Source organism: Saccharopolyspora shandongensis, from assembly GCF_900106995.1.
In the GTDB taxonomy this organism is placed as follows: Bacteria; Actinomycetota; Actinomycetes; order Mycobacteriales; family Pseudonocardiaceae; genus Saccharopolyspora; species Saccharopolyspora shandongensis.
In genome coordinates this window covers 134708-146377 of record NZ_FNOK01000021.1, presented here as the reverse complement: position 1 = coordinate 146377, position 11670 = coordinate 134708, and the positions used below count along the sequence as shown (strand labels likewise).

Annotated in this window: 12 protein-coding genes; 4 read left to right on the top strand and 8 right to left on the bottom strand. The window is 67.6% G+C overall.

Features of this window, described 5'->3' with window-relative positions:
- The coding region (locus BLW84_RS22855; protein WP_177226640.1) for a DUF397 domain-containing protein at window positions 1-115 on the bottom strand (115 nt) is incomplete at its 3' end.
- Window positions 116-489: 374 nt separating this feature from the next.
- The gene (locus tag BLW84_RS22850) at window positions 490-1359 is read right to left on the bottom strand and encodes a helix-turn-helix domain-containing protein (RefSeq protein WP_093268489.1); all 870 of its coding nucleotides are present in this window, start codon (window positions 1357-1359) and stop codon (window positions 490-492) included.
- Window positions 1360-1755: 396 nt separating this feature from the next.
- Here BLW84_RS22850 and BLW84_RS22845 point away from each other — a divergent pair, with 396 nt between their 5' ends.
- Complete coding sequence (locus tag BLW84_RS22845) at window positions 1756-2418, top strand: DUF1028 domain-containing protein (protein ID WP_218157430.1); 663 nt, start codon at window positions 1756-1758, stop codon at window positions 2416-2418.
- A gap of 658 nt (window positions 2419-3076) precedes the next feature.
- Here BLW84_RS22845 and BLW84_RS22840 read toward each other — a convergent pair.
- The 3 genes from BLW84_RS22840 to BLW84_RS22830 all read right to left on the bottom strand — a co-directional run bounded on the left by BLW84_RS22840 (window position 3077) and on the right by BLW84_RS22830 (window position 6022).
- Window positions 3077-4276, bottom strand: a complete 1200-nt coding sequence (locus BLW84_RS22840; protein WP_093268484.1) for a metallophosphoesterase family protein — start codon at window positions 4274-4276, stop codon at window positions 3077-3079.
- Window positions 4277-4971: 695 nt separating this feature from the next.
- Window positions 4972-5580, bottom strand: coding sequence for an NAD(P)H:quinone oxidoreductase (wrbA, locus tag BLW84_RS22835; protein ID WP_093268481.1), 609 nt, complete (start codon window positions 5578-5580; stop codon window positions 4972-4974).
- Window positions 5581-5719: 139 nt separating this feature from the next.
- On the bottom strand, window positions 5720-6022 hold the full coding sequence (locus BLW84_RS22830; RefSeq protein ID WP_093268478.1) for a muconolactone Delta-isomerase family protein: 303 nt from the start codon (window positions 6020-6022) through the stop codon (window positions 5720-5722).
- 211 nt (window positions 6023-6233) lie between these two features.
- Here BLW84_RS22830 and BLW84_RS22825 point away from each other — a divergent pair, with 211 nt between their 5' ends.
- Window positions 6234-6947: an SDR family NAD(P)-dependent oxidoreductase gene (locus tag BLW84_RS22825; protein WP_093268476.1), complete on the top strand. Its 714-nt coding sequence runs from the start codon at window positions 6234-6236 to the stop codon at window positions 6945-6947.
- A gap of 209 nt (window positions 6948-7156) precedes the next feature.
- Window positions 7157-8188 carry an NAD(P)H-dependent flavin oxidoreductase gene (locus BLW84_RS22820; RefSeq protein ID WP_093268473.1) on the top strand — a complete coding sequence of 344 codons (1032 nt, stop codon included), beginning with the start codon at window positions 7157-7159 and terminating at the stop codon, window positions 8186-8188.
- A gap of 393 nt (window positions 8189-8581) precedes the next feature.
- Here BLW84_RS22820 and BLW84_RS22815 read toward each other — a convergent pair whose 3' ends face one another.
- Both BLW84_RS22815 and BLW84_RS22810 read right to left on the bottom strand, forming a co-directional pair.
- A complete protein-coding gene (locus BLW84_RS22815; protein ID WP_093268471.1) occupies window positions 8582-9577 on the bottom strand; it encodes a D-cysteine desulfhydrase family protein in 996 nt (331 codons plus the stop codon).
- 231 nt (window positions 9578-9808) lie between these two features.
- The gene (locus BLW84_RS22810) at window positions 9809-10162 is read right to left on the bottom strand and encodes an SgcJ/EcaC family oxidoreductase (RefSeq protein WP_218157429.1); all 354 of its coding nucleotides are present in this window, start codon (window positions 10160-10162) and stop codon (window positions 9809-9811) included.
- 149 nt (window positions 10163-10311) lie between these two features.
- Here BLW84_RS22810 and BLW84_RS22805 point away from each other — a divergent pair, with 149 nt between their 5' ends.
- Window positions 10312-10932, top strand: coding sequence for a TetR/AcrR family transcriptional regulator (locus BLW84_RS22805; protein WP_093268466.1), 621 nt, complete (start codon window positions 10312-10314; stop codon window positions 10930-10932).
- A 129-nt stretch (window positions 10933-11061) separates the two neighbouring features.
- Here the strand turns inward: BLW84_RS22805 and BLW84_RS22800 are convergent, their stop codons facing one another.
- The gene (locus tag BLW84_RS22800) at window positions 11062-11616 is read right to left on the bottom strand and encodes a cysteine dioxygenase family protein (RefSeq protein ID WP_093268462.1); all 555 of its coding nucleotides are present in this window, start codon (window positions 11614-11616) and stop codon (window positions 11062-11064) included.
- Window positions 11617-11670 lie beyond the last annotated feature (54 nt).

The window sequence follows — 11670 nt, the reverse complement described above, 5'->3', positions numbered from 1 at the left end:
AGTTTCTGACGGCGATGCCGCCGTCGACCAACGGTGCCAATTCGACGCAGTTGCCCACCGCTCCGCTGTGGCGGCTCTTACGCCACACCGCGTTGCGAAGCTGCTGCGCGGGCATACCGTTCTGGATGTTCGTCACCGGACCCCACCCTCCCCCAATTTAACGCTGCACGATCATCTGCACGTGTAGTTGATCGTGCACACACCCTAGCAGGCGCACGAGCAAATGCACGTGCATGCGTTGATTGTGATGATGCGGGCAATATCCCCCCGGGGCAAGACCCATCCGCAGGTAGTGATGTCGCCCGTTGTGGTGTACGGAGGGTGGCGCTCGGTGTATGAAGGGTGCGCAGAAGCCGGACTGAGCCTGATGACATCCCGTGTCGGGTTTGGAATGCCGGCGAGCGGCATACGACGCGTGCGCGGCGTCTGGATGCGCAAGTCGCCCGGCCGCACATCATCTCCTGCGGGCCCGCTGCGCGACACGCGCCGTTAAGAGGAGCGGTTCAACGCGGCTTTCAGCGTCTTGCGGGTGTCTTCCGGCGTGAGGGCGTCGGTGGTGAGACGGTGCAGAGCGGCGCTGTGGACCTCGATGTCCTCGGGTTTGTCGAGGTAGAGGGCGCCGCAGAGATGTTCCAGGTAGACGATGTCGGGGATTTCCGGCTGGGCGAAACGCAACAGCGTGAAGGGGCCCTCCGCCCCGGAACGACCGACGTCGAACGGCAGGACCTGCAGCGAGACCGCGGACATGGTGGTCGCCTCGAGCAGATGCTCGATCTGTTCCCGGAGCACTTCCTGGCCGCCGATCGGCCGGTACAGCACCGATTCGTCGATGACCGCCCACAGCCGCGGCGGCTTCGGTCGCGTGAACAGCTTCTGGCGCTGCATGCGCAGCCGTACTCGCCGGGCCACCTCGTCGTCCGGGAACTCGGGACGGCCCTGGGTGGCGACCGCGCGGGCGTACTTCTCCGTCTGCAGCAGGCCAGGCACGAACTGGATCTCATAGGTCTGGATGCGGGAGGCCGATTCCTCCAGGCCGACGTAGTCCTGGAACCACGAGGGCATCAGGTCGTTGAACCGGTGCCACCAACCAGGTTCGTTCGACCGGCGCACCAGGCCCAAAAAGGACTCCTGCTCCGCCTCGTCGGTCACGCCGTAGAGGGTCAGCAGATCGACGACGTCGCGTTCCTTGAAACCGACCCGGCCCAGCTCCAGCCGGCTGATCTTCGACCCGGACCCGCGAATGGCGTATCCGGCATCCTCACGGGAAATCCCCTTTGCCTCACGCAACCTGCGCAGCTGGCCCCCGAGCACAAGACGCCGGGCAGTGGGGCCGCCTTCCGTGGCGCTGTCCTCGGCCACGCGAGACCTCCTCCACAGCGGACTACTCCGCCAGCATGGTAGCCGACCCCGCAGCCTACATACCTACCTGACGACCTCTCTCTCGAGTCGGAAACCGAACGCGTGAAGCACTACCGCGATGGCTGCACACCTACAACCACCACCGCGGCCACACCGCACTCGCAGGCCAGCCGCGTTCCAAGACCAGCACCCGCCCACGCCCGCAAGCGACGGGTGGCGTCTCGGCACGGCTCGGCGCCGAACCGCCCGGCAAGGGCTGACCGAAAGCCCGGTCAGACCCCGAAGTCAGCCCCGCGCATCGAGCCGTCCGGACCAGATCTGGAAGGCTTTGTGCCGCGAATGAATCGACGCGACTGAAAGGCGGGATGAGCTGTGCTCGCAGGCACGTTCTCGATCGTGGCCTATGACCAGGCTGCCGGGCTGTGCGGTGTTGCCGTGAGCAGCCGGATGCCGGCGATCGGGGCGCTGTCGGTGTTCGCGCACGCGGAATCCGGGGCGATAGCGACACAGGCTTTGATCAATCCGCTGCTCGGGGTGGATGGCTTGGAGCTGTTGCGGTCCCATCCCGCGGAGCAGGCGCTGCACCGCGTTCTCGCCCGGGATCCCGGTGCCGATGCCCGTCAGGTAGCGATGGTCGACAGGTTCGGCCGAGCGGCTGCGCACACCGGTTCCGAGACCCATCCGTGGAGCGGGCACCGCGTGGGCAACGGGTATGCGGTGGCCGGAAACATCCTCGTGGACGGCGGTACCGTCGACGCGATGGCCGAGCGGTTCGAGGCCACCGCGGAGGCCCCGCTGGCCGAGCGCTTGCTGGCGGCGCTGGAAGCCGGCCAGGGCGCGGGAGGCGACCGGCGGGGCAAGCAGAGCGCCTGCTTGTTCGTGCACCACGGCCATCCGTACCCGTACCTGGATCTGCGGGTCGATGACCATGCTGACCCGGTCACCGAACTCCGCCGGCTCTACGACGTCGCCAAACGCGAACTACTGCCGTTCGTCCACGCATTGCCCACCCGGGCGCGTCCGGCAGGCGAGTTCGATCAGCTGCTCAACCTCGACTGACGGTCGACTTGACCGCCGTAGAACGCTGATCCGGCACTGTCGGAACCGCTAAAAACAGCTTCGCCGGCTGTAGGAAACGGACAACACTCCTGCCGAGTGGCTGGTACATCCTGGCCTTTCCTGGCCTGGTTCGCCGCTCACCGCCGCGGAAACCAGCCAGGCCGCTCGGCGCGAGGAAAAGGAGTGGCATGCGACCACCGGAGCCCGGTTGCACCCGCCCCAGGCCGGAAAGACCACACACCAGGACCAGCCAGGTGGATTGGCTCGTACTGGCCATCGCACTCTGGGCTGTCGGAGCAGGCATAGCTCTCGGGAACGCCCTCCTCCTCGCAGGCGGCTTGATCCTCGCGGCCTCCAGCAGGCATACCTGCTCGCGCCGTCGCCACCCGCCCGAACCCTGACAGGGATTCGCTGTTCGGCCCGGAGGAAGCGGAGCGTTGGGCGAGCAGCTCGTGGAGTAGGCCGGCCAGCGGGCCAGGTGCAGGTGTGGGTGGGTCGCCGATGCGGAAAAGCGCAGGCGATAACGCTCCCCGAGGACGCGATGTCCTCGCAACAACAAGCCGAACTCACCTTTCAGCGCGCGCCTGCGCCCCTGATCACCGGCACTCGCCGCGACCCCGGGCCGCCGGAACGACGTCCAGCAGCCCGGGGTGTCCGATCAGGACGGCAGCGGCATCGGGGCGATGCTCTGGTCGTTCGCGGTCAGGTCGATGCCGTAGTCCTTGGCGAAGACCATGTAAGTGCTGTCCAGCACGTTCTCGGTGTTCTCGTTCAGGGTGTAAACACGCGCCCCGCGCAGCCGGTTGCGCTCGGCACCGGACAGCCCGTAGGTGCCGAAGCCGGTGTTGCCGGCGTAACCGAGCAGCACGCCGTAGTAGTCGCCGTGGTAGGTGTTGACGTGGTCGTGCCCGCAGAACACGCCCTTGACGTCACCTCGGGTGAGGATCGCGTTGAACATGCCGCTGTTGAACGGCCCGGGGCATTCGGCCTCGTTGCGCTCGCCGACGATGCCGTGCCGAGCCACGCCACGCGCGTGGTCGGCGTCGGTGCGCCCGTCGACGCTGCCGAACCACATGAAGCGGTACTCCCACAACGGGATGTGGATGAACATCAGACCCGGCACCTTCCGGCCGACCTGCCGCTCGATCTCCACCGACCGCTGGAAGTACCAGGCGACCTGGTCCATCCGCAGCCAGTCCCAGGTCGGGTAGCCCGCGAAGTCCTGCCCGGCGATGTTGCCCGGCGCGTAGCGACCGCTGTCCAGCAGCCACAGGTTGAACTCCGGGTCGTTGCCCCGTGAGCCGTGGACGAACAGGTTCATGTTGCCGGTACCGGTGACGCCGCGCGGGCCCAGCTCGTTCACGTTGTAGGCGTAGGACCGGTAGAACTCCAGCATCTCGGACTCGTCGAGGCCGCCCTTCGCGGTGGAGTCCTCGTCGTGGTTGCCGTAGGTGACGGCCCACGGGATCTTTCGCTCTTCCATCGGCTGCACGATGTTGTTCATCGCCTGCCGCATCTCCAGCTCGGTGTCGCAGCCGCCGGTGATGTTGTCGCCGTTGAGGATGACCAGGTCGGGCCGCTGGTCGTCCAGCACGGCGTTCATCAGCTCCAGGGTGCGGCGGTCGATGCGCTCGTCATCCTGGGTGTCATTGAACTGCACGATCTTGTAGGTGCCGTCCGCCCGGAACCGCAGGTTCGCGGTCTGCGCAGCCGGCGCGGGCGCCGCCGACGCCGCAGGAGTTGTGGCGCCGAGCGCCACGGTGGCGGCACCCAGACCGCCCAGCGCCATGAACTGGCGCCGACCGACACCGGCCTCGGTCGATTCGGGGGTAGCGGAAAGGTCGGACTGCTCGCTCATCGTCGTCCCTTGCAAATCGATATGGGGGAAACGGACGTTATCGGCGAATCGCGACCGCAAAGTGCGGCGTGGCTAGCTCCATGCGGCGAAACCGTGAACATCTCGGCAAGTTGCGCGCCCCGGTACCGGCTCGGAACGAGTGCTCGACCGTTGCTCATCGTGATCAGGACATGCTGCCGGCTCCACACAGATCAGGGCTGCGAGCGTTGTCCGCATGAGTGGAACGGATACGGGTGCGGGGAATCCTGTCGCCGCGAACTCCCACCGAAAGCGCTGCCCTGACCCGTTCCTGGAGCTCGTCGCCAGCGTTGTCCTTGACCACAATCCATGGCCGCAAGCCGCATCTCTTTCCGCTGCGCAGAGTGTGTGGCTCGCACCGAACGGTGAAGCTGACCTCGCAGACGTCCTCCATGACTGGGTGCTACATCTCGTTCTTAAGGTCATGCACCAAGTGGCCGAGCTCGACGTCGTCGTCAGCGTGATGCGAGTGCATTGCCGCTGACCACAGCGTGGCATGCCATGCCTTCATCCGATCACTCCGGCGAGCGCGAGCACCGCGTGACCTAACGCTGCGATGAGCGCGGGGGGGCCGAGTCGCCGGGCCGGGCCGGCGCCCTGCGGCGGGGCGGTGAACGTCTCGGCCGGCGCCGCCGGCAGGGGCGGCGCCGGCCTGTCCTGACGCTCCGGGCAGCCGGTCAGGCTGCCTTGAGCTGTGCGGCGATCCTCACCATGCGCTCGGCCTGATGCCGGGCGGCGGCACGGGTGGTGTCGTCCACCGGGTTCGTGCCCTGCCCGTCCACGTGCGAGGTGCCGTAGGGGTTGCCGTCGGCGAACTTGACCGGGTCCGTGAAGCCGGGCGCGACCACGATGCCGCCGAAGTGGTGGACGCTGGTGTAGAGCGCCTGGAGCGTCGTCTCCTGGCCGGCGTGGAGGGTCGCGGACGAGGTGAAGCCGCTGTAGACCTTGTCGGCCAGCTTCCCTTGCGCCCACAGCCCGCCGAGGGTGTCGATGAACTGCTTGAGCTGCGAGGAGATGTTGCCGAACCGGGTGGCGGATCCGAACAGGACGGCGTCGGCCCACTCGATGTCCTCGGGTGTCGCCTCGGGGATGTCCACGGTGGCGGCGTGGTTGGCCGCCCACGCCGGGTTGGCCTCGATTGCCGCCTGCGGGGCCAACTCGGCGGCCTTCACCAGGCGGACCTCGGCGCCGGCCTTCACCCCGGCATCGCGCAGTTCCTTGGCGATCTCGGCGATGGTGCCGGTGGAGGAGTAGTAGACGATCGACAGCTTGACGGGAGTGGCCACGCCGGCGGCTCCGTTCCTTGTGAGGTTTCTGGTGGGGTTGTCGGGAATCCGGCCACTAGACGACCGGTCTACTAATCTATAGACGACCGGTCCAGATGAAGTCAAAGACCGGATGCAGTGGCCCTTGGGGCCTGCGCGATCAGGCGGTGATGGCAGACCCGCCCGGGTCATTGGGGTGAGGCTCGAGGGCCGTCACCACCGCGGTCATCCACGGCCAGAGCGGCAGCGTGCCGAGCACCTTCGCGTACAGCTCACCCTCGTCGTCGGCTCGCCACACGCCGATACTGCGCAGCTCGCCGACCGGGCGCCACAGCCTGACGAGGTGACCGGTCGCAGTCAGCTCCCCGGCCCGTACGACTTCCGCGGCGCGACGACGGTCGACCTCGGCCGGGGCGGTGCCCTCGGGGACGGTGGTGGTGAGCTCGACCAGGAACTCCTTCATGACGTTTCTCCTTCTCTCCGCACGACCTCGCCCGGCCACCGGCGACGACATGTAGAGGCGGGGTCGCCGCCGATGCATTCCGCGGGCGCGCGTCCTGCCGCCCGGAGGCGCGCACCACACGCCCGTTGAAATAATTCGACCGGTCGTCTACTACTATAGTAGACCGGTCGGCTAGTACGCGGTCGGCCCATCTCTCTCGAAGAAGGTCATCATGAGCACGCAGGTTCAGAAGGTCGCGGTCGTCACCGGCGCGTCGCAAGGCATCGGAGCGGGCCTTGTCGCGGCCTACCGAAAGCTGGGCTACGGCGTCGTGGCCACCTCACGCCGCATCGCCGCGTCGGGCGACCCGGACGTCGTCACCATCCAGGGCGACATCGCCGACCGCGCGACCGCCGAGCGCGTCATCACCGCGGGAGTTGAGCGGTTCGGCCGTATCGACACGCTGGTCAACAACGCGGGGATCTTCATCGCGAAGCCCTTCACCGACTACACCGAGGACGATTATGACGCGGTGCTCGGTGTGAATCTGCACGGCTTCTTCCGTATCACCCAGCTCGCGGTCGAGCGCATGCTCGAGCAGGGCGGCGGGCACGTCGTGCAGATCACGAGCACGCTCGCCGACCAGGCCAACTCCAACGTGACCTCCGTACTCGCTTCCCTGACCAAGGGCGGTCTGCAGTCCGCCACCAGGGCGCTTGCCATCGAATACGCCGGCCGCGGCATCCGCAGCAATGCCGTGTCGCTGGGCACCATCAAGACGCCGATGCATCCCGAGGAGAACCACGCGGCGCTCGCGGCACTGCATCCGGTCGGCCGCATGGGCGAGGTGAGCGACATTGTCGACGCGGTGATCTACCTCGAGGACGCCCCGTTCGTGACCGGCGAGATCCTCCATGTCGATGGTGGCCAGAGCGCCGGGTACTGAGCGCAGATGTGGTCGGGCTTGCCTGTGCGGGCCCGAGGCAGGGGCGCGTCGTCCGCGCCCCTGCCGGCTGCCCTGGAATCGGCTGCCGGCGGGGCGTCTGGTTCTGACGGCGAACCGACCGGCATCAGCTCTTGCGGTGACCGGATGGACGGGCCGTTCTCCCGTCCCGAATCAAGCAAGTCCGCATCTCACGAGGAAGAAGATGCTTTATGGCTTCGCCACTGGACGTTCTCGGCGTGGACAACCCGGTTCTGGCCGCGCCGATGGCCGGCGGTCCCAGCACCCCCGCACTGGTCGTAGCGGCGGCCCGCGCCAACGGACTGGGTTTCCTCGCAGGCGGATACAAGACCGCTGACGCGCTGGCCGAACAGATCACCGAGGTCCGTGGCCACGGCATCACCTTCGGGGTCAACCTCTTCGCGCCGAACCCCCTGCCGGTCGATCCGGAAGCATTCCGACGCTATGCCGCAGCGATCGCCCCCGAGGCCTGGGCCTACGAAATCGACGTCCGGGCAACGGAAATCGTCGAGGACGACGACCACTGGCAGGACAAGATCGATTTGTTGTTGTCCGAGCCGGTACCGGTCGTCAGCTTCACCTTCGCCGTACCGGACGCAGCCGTCATCGCCTCGTTGCGCGCCGCCGGAACCCTGGTCGTCCAGACCGTCACGTCCCCCGCGGAGGCCCGCCTCGCCACGGACGCGGGCGTCGATGTGCTAGTTGTCCAGGCGTCGGCCGCCGGAGGGCACTCCGGCACGCTTACCCCGGAGCATGTCCCGGCCTCCGTCCCGCTGACCGATCTGCTGGCGCGGATACGGGCGGCGGTGTCGCTGCCGCTGGTCGCCGCGGGTGGGCTGGCTACCCCGGCCGAGGTGGCCGAGGCACTGCGCACCGGCGCCGAGGCGGTGATGGTCGGCACGGTCCTGCTGCGGGCGGACGAAGCCGGTACGTCACTCCCCTACCGGGCTGCACTGGCCGACCCGGCGCGCCGCCGGACTGTGGTGACCCGGGCGTTCACGGGCCGGCCCGCACGGGCACTGGCCAACCGGTTCACCGATGACTACAGCGACCTCGCCCCTTCCGGCTACCCCGCCCTGCACCATCTGACCAGGCCGATGCGCCAGGCCGCCGCAGCGGCCGGCGACCCCGAACGGATCAATCTGTGGGCTGGAACCGGGTACCACCACGCCACGGCGGAGCCCGCCGCCCAGATCCTGCGGAGGCTGGCCTCCCACGCCTGAACGCCTTCGGACACCGACACACGCCAAGCACCAGCGGTCCGGGCCACCGGCCACCAGGACCACGGCCCGTGGAGGTCCACTACAGGTGTGGGTCCGGCGGCGCTGCGGCTACCTCTGGAGGAACGATCTGGACACCCTTCTGACGTCACCGCACTGCTTCCTGGACGTTCACGTCATCGGCCCGCGGCGCGTCGGGCGCCTACCTTTGACCGACGCTGAACTGCTGTGCTTGGCCATCGCGCAGGTGCTGCTGGGATTTCCCAGCGAGCGGCACTGGATCCGTTACGCCCGCAAGAACCTGCGACACCTATTTGCCTACCTGCCCGACCACGCCCGACGGATGTCTCAGGCCGGAGATCTCATCGTGCTCACAGCAGGGGCGGCGACGTGCGGTCAAGGGTACTGCCGGAGGGTGCTTTCGAAGCGCTGTAGCGCCTGGGGATGGCCGAACAGCCCCGGCAGGCCGCCGGTGTGCCAGAAAACCGTTGTCTGGCCACGCAAGATCATGCCATCACGTACGGCGGCGATCAGCCCTGCCATGGCGCGGCCGGTGTACGTGGGGTCGAGTACGACGCCCTCGGTACGAGCGGTCAGCTCGATCGCGTCCGCAGTGGCCTCGGTGAGATGGGCATAGCCCTCCCCGACTTGGTCGGTGCGGATGTACAGCCCTTCCGCCGTTATTGTCCGGCCGGATGTATCGGTCGCCAAGGAAGAAACGACATTGGCTGGTTCTGCGATTGCGCCGGTGTCGATGCCGAGAACATGTTCGGATCCGAGCGCTGCGACGAGGCCGGCCATCGTGCCACCGGAGCCGAGGGCAACCACGGAGGTGTGAGCGCCGGGCAGCTGGCTTGACAACTCTTCGCCGGCACGGACGTACCCTTGCGCTCCGACTGGGCTGGATCCGCCCAAAGGAATGACGGCGGGGTGGGCACCGTCCTTGCGAAGCTGGTTGGCGATGTCTCTCGCGATTTCGTCGAGCTGCTCACGGGCAACCTTGCCAGCCCAGTGCACGCGCGCGCCGAACAGAGCATCCAGTGTGATGTTGCCGGATCGGGTTCCCCCGGGATGTCCCGGGAACACAAGCACGACGTCCAATCCGAAGCGTGCCCCGGCGGCCGCAGTAAGCCTGGCGTGATTCGACTGCGGTGCACCTACAGTCACGAGTGTGTCTGCTCCCGCCGCAAGTGCGGCAGCGACTATGAACTCGAGCTTCCGCGTCTTATTTCCACCGCCACCGAGCCCGACCAGATCATCGCGCTTGAACCACAGATCTTCCTTGCCCAGGCCAAGAGCCACGGCTAGGCGCGGGGCGGGCTCTAGCGGGCTGGGCCAGGTGCCGAGTGCAACGCGATGCGGAGCTGACCTGGTCGGGCCGGTAGCGGTCATGGTGATCTCCTGACGGCGGTGGAAGGAATCAGGCGTCGACAGCCTTGGCGACGGCAGTCCAGGAATCAAGTTCCGCCGCGCGTCAGTGCCGGCGGCCGTTCCTGGTCTGCGCCGGTGCCGCAGTGGCGTTGGGCATGACCCTGGTCCACGGGTTGCTGCTCGCGTTTTGGCCGGCCCACGCCCAGTGTTCGGCCGGGCTAGCCATGTTCGCTGCCTCTCTGCGTCGACCTGCTACTGCTCGGCGTCGACGCGGGACACGTGGTACTGCCGGATCCGCCAGCCGCCGTCGTCGCGGCAGAGGACCAGCGACAGATGCACATGCGCCTCCCAGCCGTGCGCGTCGCTGAACGTGACGTCCGCGAAGCCTCCGGCGACCTGCTCGCCGATCGTGTAGGCATGCAGGACCGTCACCTCGGCCCTTCGGCCGGCCGGTACGGCTTCGTAGTAGCCCCGCACGGCGTCCCGCCCCGTGAGGACGGCGGGTCCGAAGCCCTGGAAGTAGGCGTCGGGGGTGAACAGATCGGCCATGGCGTCGGGCTGATGGCTGTCGAAAGCGGCCTTCCAGCGCCGCAGGACCTCATGCATCGGATGGCTCATTGCTTCGGCTCTCGTCTGTGCGTGTCGGCGGGCAGCGGCTTCCGCCGTGAGCGGTCGCGGACTGCGGCCGGGCGACTTCCGGAAAGATAGCCGACCGGTCTAGTACAAATTAGTCGAGCGGTCGTATACTTGCAACCATGGGACGGACCAGTGATGCCAGAGAGGTGATCCTCAGCGTCGCGCAGTCGCTCATCGAGCTGCGTGGTTACTCGGCGTTGGGCGTGGCCGAGATCTGCAAGACGGCCGGGGTTCCCAAGGGGAGCTTCTACTACTTCTTCGAGTCCAAGGAAGCTCTGGCCTTGACAGTGCTCGACGAGCACTGGGCCGGCCAGCGCCGCGAATGGACCCGCGTCCTGCGCAGCGACGCCGAACCCCTGCAGCGGCTGCGGCAGCTCTTCGAAGAGACTGAGGCGAGTCAGCGCGCGGGGCAGCAGAGCTGTGGCACCGTCTCCGGCTGCTTGTTCGGGAACCTCACGCTGGAGCTGAGCAATCAGACCGAAGCGATCCGCCTGCGCCTGCAGGAGATATTCGACGCCCAGGTCGACATGGTCGAGTCGGTCGTCGCCGAGGCACGTGAGCGCGACGAGGTCGCTGTCGTCGACCCCCGTGATGCGGCGCGATCCGTCGTGGCGCAGCTCGAAGGACAGGTGCTGCTGGCGAAGCTCTACAACAACACGTCCCAGCTGAGCATCCTTTGGGCGAACTGCCTGGCCCTGCTGGGTGCCCGGATGCCGCGGGAGGCAGCGGCCGAGGTATGAGCGCCGGTCCGCTGCAACGCCTGGACCGGGCGCACGCGCTCTTGGCGGCGGCTGATCCGGCAAGCACGACGGTGACAGCGACGGCTCTCGGGCAAGCGGCGGCTGTGCCCGATTCGCCGGGGCGTCGGATCAGCTCTCCGCCACGGGAAGGTCGTACAACCGGCGCACGCTCGTGCCCAGCTTGCTGATGTCGGCGCCGTAAACGTGGATCGAGATCACCGTCGACTCCTCGGCGTTGCGCACCAGGTGGATATCGCCGGGCGGGGCGAAGCCGCATGCGGTGCCGGGTCCGTTGACGACGTCGGCGGCCGGGACGAGACGGGCGGTGGCGCCCTCCCCGCGCAGTTCGTATCGCCGCTCGGTCTCCGCGCCCTCGTAGACGCCGGTGACGCACCAGGCGACGTGATCGTGGATGGGGGTCTGCTGTCCGGGTTGCCAGACCAGTGCCACGACGGAGAAGCTGCCGTCCGGCTCGGCGTGCACGATGTGCTGTCGGTACCGCTCCGGGTCGCCCGCGCGGTACTCGGCCGGTAGCAGATTCGGTCGTGACAGGAAGGGTTCGAGCTGCCCGGCCACGAGTCGCGCCGACTCGGCGGGTGACCGTTCGAGACACACGACGTCGCGCACCGCGGAGACGAGTTCGGCGAGAAGCGGCGTGTGGTGCATGGCAGGGGCGGGGGTCATGTGGACTCCGATCAACAGGTGCGATGGACGTAACGCGGGGCTGCGCCGAGGCCA